General features: G+C 45.1%; 15 protein-coding genes. 8 read left to right on the top strand and 7 right to left on the bottom strand.

Features of this window, described 5'->3' with window-relative positions:
• The first annotated feature begins 16 nt into the window (after window positions 1-16).
• The 5 genes from GFS24_RS07630 to GFS24_RS07610 are packed head-to-tail and all read left to right on the top strand — an operon-like array spanning window position 17 to window position 7,761.
• On the top strand, window positions 17-3,232 hold the full coding sequence (locus GFS24_RS07630; RefSeq protein ID WP_153658976.1) for a TonB-dependent receptor: 3,216 nt from the start codon (window positions 17-19) through the stop codon (window positions 3,230-3,232).
• Between the two features lie 11 nt (window positions 3,233-3,243).
• Window positions 3,244-4,746: a RagB/SusD family nutrient uptake outer membrane protein gene (locus tag GFS24_RS07625; protein ID WP_153658975.1), complete on the top strand. Its 1,503-nt coding sequence runs from the start codon at window positions 3,244-3,246 to the stop codon at window positions 4,744-4,746.
• 11 nt (window positions 4,747-4,757) lie between these two features.
• Window positions 4,758-5,840: a hypothetical protein gene (locus GFS24_RS07620; protein ID WP_153658974.1), complete on the top strand. Its 1,083-nt coding sequence runs from the start codon at window positions 4,758-4,760 to the stop codon at window positions 5,838-5,840.
• A 10-nt stretch (window positions 5,841-5,850) separates the two neighbouring features.
• A complete protein-coding gene (locus GFS24_RS07615) occupies window positions 5,851-6,720 on the top strand; it encodes a PKD domain-containing protein (RefSeq protein ID WP_153658973.1) in 870 nt (289 codons plus the stop codon).
• Window positions 6,721-6,723: 3 nt separating this feature from the next.
• Window positions 6,724-7,761 (top strand): family 16 glycosylhydrolase, encoded by a 1,038-nt coding sequence (locus tag GFS24_RS07610; protein ID WP_153658972.1) that lies wholly within the window; start codon window positions 6,724-6,726, stop codon window positions 7,759-7,761.
• Between the two features lie 56 nt (window positions 7,762-7,817).
• On the opposite strand, the gene GFS24_RS07605 is transcribed toward GFS24_RS07610, so the two are convergent.
• The 6 genes from GFS24_RS07605 to GFS24_RS07580 all read right to left on the bottom strand — a co-directional run bounded on the left by GFS24_RS07605 (window position 7,818) and on the right by GFS24_RS07580 (window position 12,474).
• Window positions 7,818-8,567 (bottom strand): LytTR family DNA-binding domain-containing protein, encoded by a 750-nt coding sequence (locus GFS24_RS07605; RefSeq protein WP_153658971.1) that lies wholly within the window; start codon window positions 8,565-8,567, stop codon window positions 7,818-7,820.
• The gene (locus GFS24_RS07600; protein ID WP_153658970.1) at window positions 8,567-9,649 is read right to left on the bottom strand and encodes a sensor histidine kinase; all 1,083 of its coding nucleotides are present in this window, start codon (window positions 9,647-9,649) and stop codon (window positions 8,567-8,569) included. Before GFS24_RS07600 ends, GFS24_RS07605 begins: the two co-directional genes overlap by 1 nt.
• Window positions 9,649-10,635: an NAD-dependent epimerase/dehydratase family protein gene (locus GFS24_RS07595; protein WP_153658969.1), complete on the bottom strand. Its 987-nt coding sequence runs from the start codon at window positions 10,633-10,635 to the stop codon at window positions 9,649-9,651. Before GFS24_RS07595 ends, GFS24_RS07600 begins: the two co-directional genes overlap by 1 nt.
• Window positions 10,632-11,420: an SDR family oxidoreductase gene (locus GFS24_RS07590; protein ID WP_153658968.1), complete on the bottom strand. Its 789-nt coding sequence runs from the start codon at window positions 11,418-11,420 to the stop codon at window positions 10,632-10,634. The genes GFS24_RS07595 and GFS24_RS07590 overlap by 4 nt, the downstream gene beginning before the upstream one ends.
• Complete coding sequence (locus GFS24_RS07585; RefSeq protein ID WP_173003005.1) at window positions 11,417-12,004, bottom strand: START domain-containing protein; 588 nt, start codon at window positions 12,002-12,004, stop codon at window positions 11,417-11,419. Before GFS24_RS07585 ends, GFS24_RS07590 begins: the two co-directional genes overlap by 4 nt.
• Before the next feature lie 182 nt (window positions 12,005-12,186).
• Entirely contained in the window at window positions 12,187-12,474 is a 288-nt protein-coding gene (locus GFS24_RS07580) for a hypothetical protein (RefSeq protein ID WP_153658966.1), read from the bottom strand.
• A gap of 353 nt (window positions 12,475-12,827) precedes the next feature.
• Here GFS24_RS07580 and GFS24_RS07575 point away from each other — a divergent pair, with 353 nt between their 5' ends.
• Both GFS24_RS07575 and GFS24_RS07570 read left to right on the top strand, forming a co-directional pair.
• Entirely contained in the window at window positions 12,828-13,319 is a 492-nt protein-coding gene (locus tag GFS24_RS07575; protein WP_153658965.1) for a hypothetical protein, read from the top strand.
• A gap of 11 nt (window positions 13,320-13,330) precedes the next feature.
• Complete coding sequence (locus tag GFS24_RS07570) at window positions 13,331-13,633, top strand: helix-turn-helix transcriptional regulator (RefSeq protein ID WP_153658964.1); 303 nt, start codon at window positions 13,331-13,333, stop codon at window positions 13,631-13,633.
• Between the two features lies 1 nt (window position 13,634).
• On the opposite strand, the gene GFS24_RS07565 is transcribed toward GFS24_RS07570, so the two are convergent.
• The gene (locus GFS24_RS07565) at window positions 13,635-15,488 is read right to left on the bottom strand and encodes a hypothetical protein (RefSeq protein WP_153658963.1); all 1,854 of its coding nucleotides are present in this window, start codon (window positions 15,486-15,488) and stop codon (window positions 13,635-13,637) included.
• 107 nt (window positions 15,489-15,595) lie between these two features.
• On the opposite strand from GFS24_RS07565, the gene GFS24_RS07560 reads away from it, so the two are divergent.
• Window positions 15,596-16,051, top strand: a complete 456-nt coding sequence (locus tag GFS24_RS07560) for a YhcH/YjgK/YiaL family protein (RefSeq protein ID WP_153658962.1) — start codon at window positions 15,596-15,598, stop codon at window positions 16,049-16,051.
• The last annotated feature ends 3 nt before the right edge of the window (window positions 16,052-16,054 follow it).

The raw sequence follows: 16,054 nt of genomic DNA, 5'->3' as shown, positions 1-16,054 counted from the left end.
AAACCAAAATTCACGTATGAAAAAAATTCTTCGCAGCATTTTTCTTCTATCCATGCTATTGCTTACCTATGAGTCATGGGCCCAAAACAAGCCCGTTACCGGGAAGGTAACAGACGACCTGGGGCTGCCCATCCCTGGTGTATCTATCTATGCCCGTATTACAAAAGGAGGGACTATCACGAATACAAAAGGGGAATTCAGTATCTCTGTTTCTCCTGATGAGAAGTTCCTGACAGTAACTGCCCTCACCTTTGCAGACCAGGAAGTGCCGATTACAGGTGCACCGCTGCAGATCAAACTGCAATCTGAGTCTAAAAGCCTCAGTGAGGTAGTGGTAGTAGGATATGGTACCCAGAAGGTAACCAAAGTGTCCGGCGCTATTTCTACTATTAAGGGTGCAGATATTGAGAAGCTGAGACCTACCAGGGTAGAAGAAGCTTTACAGGGAAGAGCAGCCGGTGTGAGTGTTATTCAAAACGGTTCGCCCGGTTCAAAACCAACAGTGCTGATCAGGGGGATACCTTCCTTCGTGGGAACAGACCCTATTGTGATCGTAGATGGTGTTCCGCAAACGCTGGACGATCTGAACGCGATCCCTTCTACAGACATTGAATCCATCAACGTATTAAAAGATGCAGCCACTACCGCTATATATGGTGTGAAAGGAGGTAATGGTGTAATTGTAGTGACCACTAAAGGTGGCCGCAAGAATCAAAGGCCGGAGATCACCCTTAATGCAAATTATGGGATACAGGAAGTACAGAATACCATTGGTGTTTTAAATGCTTCAGAATATGGTGCTATTATCAATGAAGGCAGTGTGGCTGCCGGCGGGAATATCATCTTCCCTGACCTTTCCAAACTGGGCGTGGGCACCAACTGGCAGAAAGAGATTTTCCACCAGGCGCCTATCCAGTCCTATAATGTAGGTGCAAGAGGTGGCAGCGACAAGATCTCTTATTTTGTTTCAGGCGGATACCTGGGGCAGGATGGAATAGTAGGAGGAGGTAGCAAGTCTAACTTCAACCGCACCAATGCAACAGGTAATTTTACCATAGACCTTACTCCCCGGTTAAAGTTCATTGTGAATACGAGTTATGTGAATATCAGGGCGCAAGGGGTACAGGAAAACTCCTTCAACGCTATCATTGGCAGCGCGCTCAACTATGACCCTACCGTAACTGTATTAAATACGGTCCCTAATACCGTGGGCAGATATGGTTACAGTAATCTCTTGCTGTCCGAGATCTTCAACCCGCTCACCAAACTGGATAATACCTATAATGAATCCAATGGTGCTAAGTTATATGGTAAAGGAGAATTGCAGTATGAGATCATGAAAGGCCTGCGGGTGACCAGCCGTTTCGGGTACACTACCTGGAATGTGACCGGAAAGAACTTCACACCATTGATCTTCCATGGTCCTATGAATGTGGAGAATACGATGAATGCAGATGGCTCTACAGTAGCTACCAAAAATGGACTGGGGCAGATCGCTTCCAGTGCGCATAACAGTGTGAATGAATACAAGAACAGTGCATACAGCTGGACGTCTGAATCATTTGCCAATTATGATTTCAAGATCCGCGAGGCACATACTTTTGATGTGGTGGCCGGTATCTCCTTCTCTAAATTAGGGGGTAATGCGGTGAATGCTTCCCGCCAGGATGTTCCTTTTAACTCCTGGGAGTTTGCGGATGTAACCGCTGCTACCGGAACTAATTCTACCGCCGTTGTTTATTTCAGGGACACAGTCATCAATGGTGTGGCCATGCAGGTACGTGATCCCAAAGGAGATGTAGCGGCCAACCTGAATGCACAGGGTGGTGGTAATTCTCAGTACTTCAGAAGGAACGCTTCTTATTTTGGAAGGATCAATTATGATTACAAAGAGAAATACCTGGCTTCTTTCACTGCAAGAAGGGATGGCTCTTACGCCTTTGGCCCTAATAACAAGTTTGCTAATTTCTTCTCTGGTTCATTAGGCTGGGTGGCTTCCAGTGAGCCTTTCTTCAAATCAAACTTTATCAGTTACCTGAAAATAAGAGGTAGTTATGGTACCGTAGGTAATGAGAATGTGAGTCCGCAGTTTCCAAGTATTGAAACAGGCGGCCCGCAATACTCTAACGCCAATAACAACGGTTATACTTTCGGTGGTACATTTGTAGCAGGCTCTACATTGGCCACTTCCAAGAATGAATCTTTAGGATGGGAAAAGCAAACACAATTCAATATCGGATTTGATATTAGCTTCTTCCAGGACAAACTTTCCCTCACTGCTGATTACTTCGACAAACAGATCTCGGGTTTATTATTCCTTCCGTCCCCGTCTGATTATGGCGGTACCGCAGCTATACCCAATGCTAACATCGGTTCCACTAAAAGCAGTGGTATAGATGCAACGCTGGGGTATAATGACAGGATCGCCAAAGACGTTACCATCAATACATCCCTCACGTTCACCACTTCCGAAAACATGGTGACCGGCACCAACACAGATAACAGCGCCATTATTACCGGCGGTGGTTATTTCAATGGTCAGTCTAATAACGTAACGAGGTTCCAGAAAGGATTTACACCCGGTTACTTTTATGGATTTAAAACAGCAGGCCTTTTCCAAACTGCTAAAGATGTAGCAGACTGGCCCAGGCAGACAGGCGCTCAGCCAGGGGATATCCGTTTTGTGGATGTGAATAAGGATAGCATTATCTCTGACCTGGATAGAACACAGATCGGCAATCCCTTCCCTGATTTTACCTTAGGATGGAACCTTGGTCTTACGTACAAGAATTTCGACTTTAACGTGTTCACCTATATCTCCATTGGTAATGATGTGTACAGCGCTTATGAGCGGAATGCGAACTATACGAATAAATTCAACGGCATCTTAGATCGCTGGACAGGGCCTAATACCACCAACGATGCAAAGAACCCGCGTTATTCCTTTACAGATGCCAACAACAACATCCGCGTTTCTGAAAGATATGTGGAAGACGGTTCCTTTGCTAAGATCAAGAACATCCAGCTAGGCTACACTTTACCCAATTATCTCCTCAGGAATGCAGGTTTCCGTAGTGTACGCGTATATGTACAGGCAAAGAACCTCTACACCTTTACAAATTACTCCGGTTACGATCCTGAAATACCAGGTGGCATACTTGATACAGGTATTGACCGTGGTAACTATCCGCAAGCAAGGACCTGGGCATTTGGTATTGATATTAAACTGTAAAAAGGCAAACAATGAAAAAACACATAAACATATATACTGTGATCTTGCTGATCATCACCCTCGCTTCGTGTAAAAAATGGGTGGATTATGATCCGCATGAAGATTATAAAATAACAGACCTGGATTACCTGCGCTCTGAAAGCGATTACAGGACCATGGTAGTAAGTACGTATTCTCCCATTCAATGGCTGAACCAGACGGTTCCTATTGGAGACATTGCTTCCGATAATGCGGTAGCTGGCGGAGAAAATGCATCAGACGTACTGGCATTACAACAGATCGATGATTATACCCTGAACCCTAACAACTCTACCCTGCGGGAGATCTGGAGGTCTGCATATGAAGGGATCAACAGGACCAATTATCTGCATCAGAATAAAGAAAAGAACCCCGCCGGCGCAGTTGTAACATTTGCAGGTAAAGATGCATTATACGGCGAAGTATATTTCCTCCGGGCATATTACTATTTCACCCTCGTGAAGTTCTTCGGCGATGTTCCGTTGTTCGTAGACAGAAGGTTGAACTTAGATGATTCCCGGACCTTGCAAAGAAGCCCCAAAGCAGAGGTCTACAAACAAATAGAGATAGACCTGAATGCAGCGATCGCTGTATTACCGCCTACCAGCGCACAACCCGGCCGCATCAATAAATACGCGGCACAGGCTTTACTGGGTAAGGTGTTGATCTACCAGGACAAATTTGATGCTGCGGCAGTGATGCTGGAAAATGTAGTGACCGGGCCTTTTGCACTGGTAGCTAACTTCGGCGATATCTTCCTTCAATCCGGCGAGAACGGATCTGAAGCAGTATTTGAGATCCAGTATTCCAATACCTCTCCTTATTTCAACTGGGGCGGCGCCACAAGAGGCCAGGGTAACTATGCTGTACAGCAGTGTGGTATCAGAGGGTTGAATGGTGGCAGTCCTTATTCAGCAGGATGGAGCACTAACCTGCCCACGCAGGAACTGGCCAATGCATATGCTGCCGGTGATAAGAGGAAGAGTGTAACAGTGCTGGATATTGAAGCGTATAAAACGGCGAATCCTGCTATGAACATTACTTACCAGGTAGCTCCTTATAAGAACACTGGTCTGTATAACCATAAATACCTGCCACGGAAAGGAGAAACATCCGGACAGCTGGAATTGAACTACCTGAATAATTACAGGACCATCCGGTATGCAGAAGTATTACTGCTGGCAGCAGAAGCCAATAACAGGGCTACTGCGCCCAATGATACCAAAGCCCAGGATTACCTGAACCGTGTACGCAGGCGTGCATTTGGTGATCTGTTACATGATGTAGCTGCAACCGGTGCTGCCTTAAAACAGGCTATCTGGGATGAACGCAGACTTGAGCTGGCTATGGAAGGTGATCGTTTCTTTGACCTCGTAAGAACAGGCAGAGCAGCTACGATCATTACCAACTTCACAGCGAATAAGAACGAACTATTCCCAATACCACAGTATGAAGTGGAAACTTCCGGACTGGAGCAAAACGAGGGTTATAAATAAAAGCAATCATTATGAAAGGAATTCAATATTTAATATTACTGCTGGCCGTTACGGTGAGCTGTACAAAAATAAAGGACGGGGATATCTCCTTCGTGGAAACGGCGGCGCCGCCATCTGACGGAGATATAACCTTTGCCATCACGAATGATAACTCAGGCAAGGTAACTATCACACCCGGCGGCTCTGGCGCCGTATCGTATGATGTTTACTTTGGCGATGCCACTACAGCACCTGCCAGTGTAATGCCTGGTAAGAATATCACGCATGTTTATGCAGAAGGAAATTATACGGTTAAAGTAGCGGCTAAGAACATCGGCGGTAAAGCCACTGAAACCACCAAACAATTGAGCCTGGTGTTCAGGGCGCCGGAAAATGTAGTGATCACTACTACCACCAATGCACATGATATCACCGTTTCTGCTGCTGCGTCTTATGCACCCGGTGGGTTTAAAGTGTCCTTCGGGGATGTAGCCAATGAAGTACCTGTAACACTGGCTGCAGGCGCTAATGCCACACATACGTATACAAACGCAGGTGTTTATACGGTGAAAGTGCAGGCGCTCAGTGGTGGTGCGGCTACAACCATTGCCACGAAACAGATCACCATCTATGATCCGCTCACATTGCCCATGACCTTTGAACTGGCCACGGTGAGTTATGCATGGGGAGATTTTGGCGGAAGCGGCACGGCGGTAATTCCGAATCCTTTCCGTACAGGTATTAATACCAGTGCTACTGTTGGCCGGATCGTAAAGAATGCAGGAGAAACCTGGGCAGGCAATTTTATAATAATGAGCGCTCCCATTGATTTCACTACGAATAAGAAATTCAAAGTGAAGGTATATTCCACAAGGGTAGGACTGAAAGTAACGTTACAATTGGAAAGGAGTGGGGACAATACTTTCAAGGAAGCTAAAGAGATAGCGACAACTGTTGCCAATGCATGGGAAGAACTCACCTTTGATTTTAACGGTGTTATCCTGGATAACAGCAAGAAACTGCAGAATATCCTGTTCTTTTTAGACAATGGTACGAAAGGTGATGGCAGCGCAAATTATACCATCCTGTTCGACGACATTATTTTAACTAACTAATCCCGCAAGTATGAACACGTTTATAAAGATCCTGATGGTCCTGCTGGTTTTTAGCAGCTGCAAGAAGGCAGACAGGAAATTCGGTCCACTGGTCACTCCTTCCAAACCTGAGCTAACGGTGACCGTTATAGGAAAGGATGCCACACATCCCACAGGCGATGGATCGGGTACAGTGAAAGTGGTAGCCACTTCAACGAATGCTATTAATTACAAGGTTGATTTCGGAGATGGTCTGCCTGCCTTATTGACCACCAACAATGAATGGACTTACAAGTTCTCACATACCGGCACAAAGAAGCTGACCATTACGGTGATCGCTTCCGGTAAAGCCGGGATCTCCAGCAGCAATTCCACTGAAATAGAGATCTTCCGGGCTTTTGTACCCAACCCTGCTTTAGTGACGATGCTTACCAATAACGGTACGAAGAAATGGAGAGTGGATAAAGATGCAGGAGGTCACCTGGGTGTATCTGATGCGGCTGTGAACATTCCTGCCTGGTGGTCTGCCGGCCCCAATGAGAAAGCCGGATTGGGTATTTATGATGATGAATATACTTTCTCTGTTACCGGAAATACCTTTTCCCACAAAACAAACAATGATATGTTTGGACAGAAACAGTATTTCAAAGATTTCGATCCAACCCTTACCGGTGAAGGAGACTTTACTTTAACAGGCACGAAAGCTGCTGACTATACAGAATCATTCGGATACGACGGCAGCCCCACCACAGAGATCATCACGTTTGCCAATAAAGGACACATGGGCATGTATTTTGGCGTACACAGATACCAGGTACTGGAAAGGTCTGCCACTAAAATGACCTTACGTTGTTTACAGGCCCCCGGCGCCTGGTATGTAAAAATCATCGCAATACCTTAGACTATGAAGAATATAACAGGAATTATGCTGGCATTATTAATTAGTATGACCAGTTGCGGAAAAAATGATAACAAAACTGCGGTGCCGGTAACACCATCCAATCTTGTCGTTACGGCCAATGTGAGCATTGACGGCAGCGGAGTGGTAGCCTTCAGCGCAACGGCGGACAATGCCGTTACGTATGATTATGATTTCGGAAACGGGAATTATATGACGGCGCCTACGGGTAAGATCAATTATACTTATTCCACACCAGGAAATAACACCTATACAGTGACGGTAACGGCCAAGAGCAAAGACGCACTTGTTATTACCAAATCCGTTCAGGTAGTGATCAGTGTGGCCAATAATCCTGTTTGGGCAGATGAATTCAATACGAATGGCGCGCCGGATCAGGCAAAATGGGGTTATGATCTGGGCACCGGCGATAATGGCTGGGGAAACCAGGAGAAGCAATATTATACCAACAGAACACAGAATGTGGAAGTCAGCAACGGCACGCTGAAGATCACTGCTATGAAAGAAGCACACCAGGGCAGCGCTTATACTTCTACAAGAATGCTGACCAAAGGAAAGTTCTCTTTTAAATATGGCAGGGTGGAAGCAAGGGCTAAACTACCTATTGGTGGTGGCACCTGGCCTGCTATCTGGATGCTGGGCGATAATGTGAGCACCATTGGATGGCCTGCCTGTGGTGAGATAGATATCATGGAGCATAACGGCAATAACCTGAATAAGATCTATGGCACGATGCATTATCCCGGCCGTTCCGGAGGTAATGCAGATGGCGGTACTACAATGATCACCAATGCGGCTACGGAGTTCCATAAATATGCGGTGGACTGGACGCCGGCGTTCATTAAAGTGTATGTAGACGATCAGTTGTTCTTCACTTATGTCAATACAGCAGCGTCACCCTTCAATAATAATTTCTTTGTGATCCTGAACTTTGCCATGGGTGGAGCTTTTGGAGGTGCTATTGATCCTGCCTACACCTCTTCCACATTTGAAGTGGATTATGTACGGGTGTATAAAAATTAAGTTGCTAGGTCCATATACATATGTTGTAAATTGCCGGTCCCCTGTGGGCCGGCTTTTTATCTTCCTTCCAGCCAGCTCTTGAAATCTACCACCCGCTCCCTGCTGATCACTACATCCGCATCTACGGATGGCTGCAATTGCAGGATCAGCCTGCTATTGTAATAAGACATGATCTTCTTAATAGCATCAATATGGATAATGAATTGCCGGTTGATGCGGAAGAAGGTATTCCTGTCCAGCATTTTTTCTATCTGGTCCAGGGAATAGTCCAGTGGCATTTTTTCTCCGGTAAAAGTGGTAGCGTAGGTAACGCCTTTTACAAACTGCAGGTAGGCAATATCTTTTGCCTTAACATAGATCAGCTGGTTATTGAGCCGGCCAATGAACCGGGCACTGTCCCGCTTCAGGAATTCATCCGCGATCTTTGCAATGTCAATATTGTGCTGTGCGGGTTTAAGTTGTTCGTATTTGTTGAGGGCGTTTTTAAGTTCCTGCAATTCTATGGGTTTCATCAGGTAGTCTATGCTGTTCACCTTAAAAGCCTGCAACGCAAAGTTGTCGTAGGCAGTGGTAAAGATGATAGGCGTTTTTACATTGGCCTGTTTGAATAGCTCAAAACAGTTACCGTCCGACAGCTGAATATCCATCAGCATCAGGTCTACCTCATTGCGTTGGTCCATCCATTTGATCCCTTCAGATAAAGAAGGGATCACCGCCACTACTTCTATCTGCTGATCGCATTTCTGTAACAGGCGGATGAGCCTTTCCGAGTTATGTACCTCATCTTCAAATATGACTACTTTCATCATGGCGTTATTACCGGGATCTTTACGATGAACACTTCATCTGATTTATGAATTTCAATGACCCTGCCACTGGCCAGCTCGTACCGTTTACGGATATTTTCCAGGCCAATGCCCGATGATATTTCCGGCACATTTTTCTTTCTTACCTGGTTGGAAATGAGCAGGTAGCCATTGTCGCTTTTTACATGGATCAGCAGGGGATCATTCGCAGAAAAGCGGTTATGTTTAATGGCATTCTCAATCAGCATTTGTAGGGTGGCAGGAGGGATGGTGCCATTCGCTTTGATATGCTCATCAATCTCTGCCGTGAAGCGGATACTGTTCTGATGGCGGATGCTGATCAGGAACAGATAGGAATCCAGGAAATCCAGTTCTGTTTGTATGGATACCAGGTTCTCGAATTTCTTATCCAGGATATACCGGTAGATCTTGGCCAGCTGGGTAATATAATCCGCAGAGAGGTCTGCACTTTTATATACCAGATTGGTGAGCACGCTCAGGGAATTAAAGAAGAAATGCGGATCTATCTGGTTCCGCAATGCATCGTATTGCGCCTGGATGTTTTCCCGCTTTAACCGTTCTGCCTGCACCTGGTATTCTTTCAAACCTTTATAGTAATAGATGATACCATTGAAAGTGAGGATCAGTACATAAAAAATATACAGGCCGAAGTTCATATTATAACTCACTGCCGAAAAGCTTTCCCAGGCTTCGTACCGGTTAAATACCACGATGTCCATCACGGCATAGAGGAAGCCAAAGAGGAAGGCAGGGATGAGCCCGTATAACAACAGGGCAGTACAGAGCACCAGCAAACGGTTGGAGATATAACCTTTCAGCACACCTTTCTCTACATACCTGCTTAACCAGATGGCGCCTTCCCAGGATATCAGTCCCAGTGCCACATACAGCAGACTGAACAGTTGTGATCTGAAGAAGGAATTATTAACATCCGTAATAAAGGTGAGGTCGAAGGATTTAAAAATGATACTGAACAGGTAAAGGATCACGATCCTTACAAGGTACCGGAAGGTTTTGCTGTAGAAGATCCTTTCATTCTTTTTAAACACGTCCTGTTCCATCAATAGTAGTTGTTTTCTTTAAACCAGGTTAATGCTTTTCTCAGGGCATCCTTTACTGGTGTATACCGTACCATTAGTTCGTTTTCAGATTTCTTGCCGGTATAGTAGTTGTTCAGGCATAAGAGGTAAGCGGAGGTGTAATTCAGTTTGCTGCTCCTGCCGGTTAACCTTTCTTTGATGGTGCCTAATATGCCACCCAGTTTTAAAATGAATGCAGGGATCCTGATCATGATCTTCGTTTCCCTGGATACACTGTTCAGGGAGGAGAAAAATTCCTGGTAGCTCAGGTTATGGCCGGCCAGCAGGTAACAATTTCCCACTTTCCCGTTATCGATAGCATTCACTATGCCCTGGCAAACATCGTGAATATAAACAAAATTCTTACCTCCCGGCGGATAAAACAGGATCTTTTTGCCCAGGCCATATAACACCAGCTTTCCCGAACTGGGCTTGATATCATTGGGCCCTATCATGAAAGTAGGGTTCACGATCACTGCCGGCAGCCGGTTATATTCCACCTGTTCCAGTACATATTGCTGTGCCAGGTACTTCGTGTTGATGTAAGCGGAATTGGCATTGAAAAGAGTAAAGCCGCTCAGTTCATTGCCCGGTTTATCTTTGCTGCCCGGGCCCATGGTATTGGCCGTACTTACGTAGATGAACTTCTCCACTTTATGGCGGAGACTGGCTTCCACCATAATTTTTGTACCGGTGAAATTCACCTTCTCATATTCTTCAAAAGAAATGCCCCATTGATCTGTAATAGAAGCCGCATGGATGATAATATTACAACCTGTTACCGCCTGATCCACATCAGCCTGGCTGGCAATATCTCCAAAGAAGATCTCGCAGGGGATATCCGCAATACCTTTGATGTCTGCATTATAACGGATCATGATCCTTACTTCATAACCCAGGCGGTATAACTCTCTTGTAAGATTAGACCCCAGGAAACCGTTGGCGCCTGTAACCAGTACTTTGTTCATATCAGTTCTTTTTTAACAGCCCGCGAGATCATTTTCAGCTTTAGTTCCATGGGCAGGATGCTCATCAGGAAATGATTTAGCTTATTCATAAACCCGGGGATGATGGTGGGATATTTTGTGATGGTGCCAATGATGGCAATACTCGCTATTTCTGCCGTTGATAACAATCCCATTTTCCCTTTAAGCCCTTGTGAGATGATCCTTTGGGCTGTATTGGAATTGGTCATAATAGGGCCGGGATATACTACGCTAACGGAAACGCCTGTTCCGGAAAGTTCTTCCCGCAGTCCTAATGAGAAGGAGGATATAAAGGCTTTTGAGGCAGGGTAAACCGTTTTGTAGGCAATGGGTGAAAAGGCTGCCATGCTGGAAATATTCATGATATAACTCCGTTCCTGCTGTAACAGGTGAGGGATCAGCATGTGTGTGATGAGCACGGTGCTGCGTACATTCAACTGAATGATCTGATCTATTCTTTCAAGAGATGTTTCAGTGATCAGGGAAGTGCCGCCCACACCTGCGTTATTGATCAGGAAGTCTATTTCAAAACGTTCCAGGATGTACGTGATCTGCTTTTTCAGTTCCGCACTGTCCGTAAGATCAAACTCAAAGATGTGTACAACTACGTCGTAGGTCTGTGCGAGGTTTTCGGCAAGGGAAGGAGTGCAACCGCCGGGCAGGGCTATCAGGATGATATTCCTGCCCATTTTGGCGCATTGTACGGCAAACTCTTTTCCAAGGCCTGAACTGGCTCCCGTGATCAGGGTGTATTTTCCGTTGCTCATTTGTTTTTCTCCGCTAATGTTTTAAATCTGGTCATAGTTTCTATGAGGTTGCCCTGCACGATAGGATCAGAGATCCAGCGGGGAACCTTTTTACTGCGATCGGTAGAGATCATGTAAGTGACGCGCATGTTCCCGTTCCCCAGTTCCTGCAAGAGCCATTTTCCTTTAGCACCTGATATACGGGTGATGTTCTTATATACAGGGAACCTGCTGTGGGAGGTACTTTCAAAACTGATCTCCGTGTTTTGTTCTTCTCTGCGCAGGTGATATAAGAGGCAGCAATCCTGGTCTTCAAACGGCCATGGAATACTGTATTTGATATAAGTGATCCAGGTGTTTTCTGCACCCGCGGGTAATACATTGTATTCTTTGGCATTCACATTCCAGTCTGTACCCATGGCCGGACTGGTCATCAACCTGGAGATACCGGCCACATCTGCCCGCACGATGAAGGTGGCTTTTATTTCACGCACCTTTTCGTCTGCTGCATTAGGTATCCATCGTTCATACAGAGCGATCCCTTTATCTGTTCTTACGAGTTTAAATTCCTCTTCGCTTGTTGTATTGGAAGCTAAACTCAGCATACATAATAACATTAAACCTTTCACGTAATAAGTATTTATGTAAAATTGCCGGCTGGCGCGCTAATCGCAGCACATTTTCCGTTGAGTTGTAGGATTAGGTAATTGAACCGTGGAATTTGAGGGATTCTTGCAAAAGATCATTTCAAAAGAAAAGCCCCCGTTTCCGGAGGCTTTTAAAGTAGCTAAGCAGTGGCATTCCATAAAAACTTTCGACTATCCTTGCTGACAAACGTAATAGGTACAAATTCATCCGTAGGGGAGCCAATGAAATATACCGTCCATTCCGGATCGTGGCGCGACAACATTTCGCTGATACAATCCGCCCGGTGGGCCTGTGGATTGAGGCAGTCTTTCCAGTAGAACAGTTCAACACGATAACGCAACTGCTGGTGCTGGTTGTTGATAATCACCTGCACTTCAATGTCCTGCCTGCCCGGCAGTGGAGGGATGGGGATCATTATGTGACTCATGGTCTTATCAGTTTAGAATTTCTCCACAAGAAGGCTGCCATACTTGAAATGTTGCAGCGGCGGGCACTTAGAGATCATATAAAAAGAAAAGTGTTCATTTCCGGACACCTGGTGTGCCAAAATGGACGTTGTGTTATATGAAAATTCCGTATTTTTAATCATCAGCATATTTCATGCTTTCAGGTGCAAATAATTTTGTTTGTATTCCCGGCACCTCATTTTTCCGTTTTGCTTTAAAGTTTATCAGTTGAGAAACATTCACTTGGAATGGTCTTTTTGGGCTTTTTTCGGAAAAAGTTTGAAGAGGATGTTCACTTATAAGTGAAATTGCATAACTTTGAAAATAGAATGGATTGAAAAACAAATTAGTTCGTTTGAGTAACCTTTCAGGAGAGGCGGCTTCTATTTACAGTATTTATTACAGTGATAAAGATGAAGTGCTTTTTGAAAAATTTGTCCGGGAAAATATACAGCACAACCCGGAAGAAACCATGAACATTGTCAGAAGGCTGCGGTCTATAGGCAGAAAAACAGGAGCACAGGATATTTATTTAAAATCGGATGAAGGCCTGGAATGGAATGATGATGTATGCGCTTTATTTGATGTTCCTGAAAAGAACCTGCGGTTATATTGCATCCTGATCAGTGAAAAGATACTGATCATTGGAAGCGGCGGTTACAAGTCAAAGGATATCAGAAAATGGCAGGAAGATCAGCAGCTAAGTTCTGCAGTACATGAAATGATGCATTTCTCCCGTATCGTAAAGGTAAAGTTAGAGCACGGCTCTTTATATTTTTCAGACGATGATTTAAGACTGGAAGGGAATATGACCCTTATTCACTAAAAACAAACATTATGGCAAAGAAAAATGATTATACCAGCCCCTTGCTGGAGAGCCTGTTGAAGAACATCACACCAGAAGAACAAGCCCGCACAGATGCGCGCATGCAAATGTCTGCCAGGATCTACGCTGCACTGAAAGAAAAAGGATGGACGCAAACCCAGCTTGCCAGTGCACTGAACAAGCAGGTGTCTGTGATCTCCAGGTGGCTGAGTGGTACCCACAATTTTACCATAGATACCCTCACTGATATCGAAGGTGTTCTCAAGGTCCGCTTGCTGGATCTTGAGAATTCCATCAAGGTGAAGAAACACTAGTCTATTTACAATACTCACAGTACAACCCCCACAACGCCTCTGCATCCAGCAGCTGGAAACTGGCCCCGCCGTTGCCGGTGGAATTAAAGAACTTGCAAAAACGTTGCTGATTGATGGTAATGGCATTCAATACCACCGTTCTTAACTCCGGCACCTTAAATATTTCCGGTGTGAAGAGATGAAGATTGATGTAATAGAAAAGCATGTCTTCATTCACATCTATATTCCTTACACGGTCCTGCAACAGGTCAATGGCATCGTTCCTGCGGGAGTAATAAGCCAGGTATTTGGCGAGCGTTAATGTTTCTTCATCTCTCAGTTGCAGATCTTCATAATTATCCAGGATATAACCGATGGATTCATCTTTAGCCGCATAGTTAAACCGGCGGTAGGTCTGCTCACTATAAACGATGTGATAATTGATCAGCATTCTTTGCACCAGGGAAGAGGGGATCTTTAATTTAGCCAGTTCATTGATCTCCTGCAGGAAATCGGCAGAGGCAATGTAACCGGAGTCGTTCTTCCACACATTAAATGTAAGTGAGCAGATGTTGTAGTGGATCTTTTTATCTGTTGGATCCAGTTTTAACAGTGCTTCCAATCGTTCTATGATGTCTTCTTCTTTAGAAGGATTCAGCTGGTAACGATATGTTTCCTGGTTATTGAGGAGGAAGAGGTGATCTTTTGTTTTGGGGATCTCCAGTTTATCCAGGTAATTACCCGGCAGGCGGTTATCTGCTATGCGGTCAAACACCTCGCGCTGTACGGCGGAGGCTGCTTTCAGATCTTTCTCTTCTATGGCTTTTTTGAACTTTGTGAGCAGCGCTTCATTGACAGTACTTTCCAGGTCATTGTTCTTGTTGATATAAATGGTAATAACGGCCTTCCTGTGTTCTTTTAGGATGGGCTCCAGCTGGGCCTGTAGACCTTTATCCAGCAAACGTTTTTTGATCTCCGGCTGGGAGAGGGGCGTTAAGTTTTCAAAAGCAGTGCCTTTGATATCACGGAAGAATTCCACCCAGTTTTCAGCCGCGTTGATAGTTCCGGGGATCTGGGATACCTGGTATTGCTGTAATGCTTTTACGATAGAGGCGGCACGTTGTTCCTGCAATTGATAATTGAGTTCCGTACTGCCTTCTACAGAAGAATAGGCCCTGATATCCATTTGGGTAATATGGTTTCCGGCCAGCTGCAGGGAATCATAGAGCGGTTTTAGATCTGCGGCATTGTAGACACTTTTGTTCTTGGGGAAAGGGATGGTGAATTGCAGCTTGCGGGAATAGAAGGAAGCCTTTTTGTCTGTAGCCTGCCTGTTCATTAAAGTATCTGCAAACAGCCCCATCGGTAATAGTTCCCATAAGCTCCGCTCAATATTCACAAAGTTCATGTAATGACAGATCACCCCATTTTTAATGACAACGAGATTGCCTTCCAGCTCTTCCTTTTGCAAATGGGCAGGCACCTTTCCCAGTTCAATGGCTATCTGGCCTCCGGGCATTTGTTTCATCTTGTTCTTTAACTGCGAGAGGTAAAGCGGTGTCAGGAATTCTCCTTTCGGCGTGGTGCGCGCAGGCCGGGGTTTATCGCAGTTATATTGACTTTTACGCACGAGGTCTGCAGTCATAGCATCTCCCGGTGCCGTGAAGATCTTGTTGAACCAGTCTATATTATTGGTGAGGAAAACAATAGTGCCATCCGGACTTAACCGGATACCAAACTGCACCTCCTTGGGTTTGCTTTTGAATAATTGCTCGCATGCTGCACAGGCGGGTGTATTACGGCCGTCTTTAAAGCTCTGGGCAAGTGTAAGAGCAGGGAGGGTTAAGATCAGGAACAGGTATAACAGGCGATTCATTACGCAGGGATTTATAAGCATAAAAGAACGAAAAAACTTTCAAAGGAGAAAGGGCGCTGTATTATATATAATTTTCTCCCTATCTTTCGGCCCGAATTAAATACACCATGATACTAGATACTTTAGATAATGCCCACCGCTACTATGGTTTGGGCGAGAAGTTCATCAAAGCCTTTGAATACCTGGCACAAACGGACTTTACCACGTTGGAAAAAGGAAAATACGAAATTGACGGGAAGAACATCTTCGCGATTGTCAATGAGTACGAAACGATAGACCCATCCGGAGAAAAAATGGAATCTCACAGGAAATATATTGATGTGCAGTACATTGTAAGCGGCGCAGAATTGATAGGGCACGACTTTATGCAGGAGAAACAGCCTTCCAAAGCGTATAGCGAAGAGGATGATTACATGCTGTTTGCCGAGAAACCTTCTTTCTTTTCTTTGCTGGCACAAGATCATTTTGCCATTTTCTTTCCGACAGACCTGCATATGCCTAATCTGCGTGTAGATACACCCGGGCCGGTGAAGAAGGTAGTGATCAAGATCAGTGTGAACTAAACT

Origin of the sequence: Chitinophaga sp. SYP-B3965 (assembly GCF_009647655.1) — a bacterium.
In the GTDB taxonomy this organism is placed as follows: domain Bacteria; phylum Bacteroidota; class Bacteroidia; order Chitinophagales; family Chitinophagaceae; genus Chitinophaga.
This window is presented reverse-complemented; position numbering and strand designations above follow the sequence as displayed.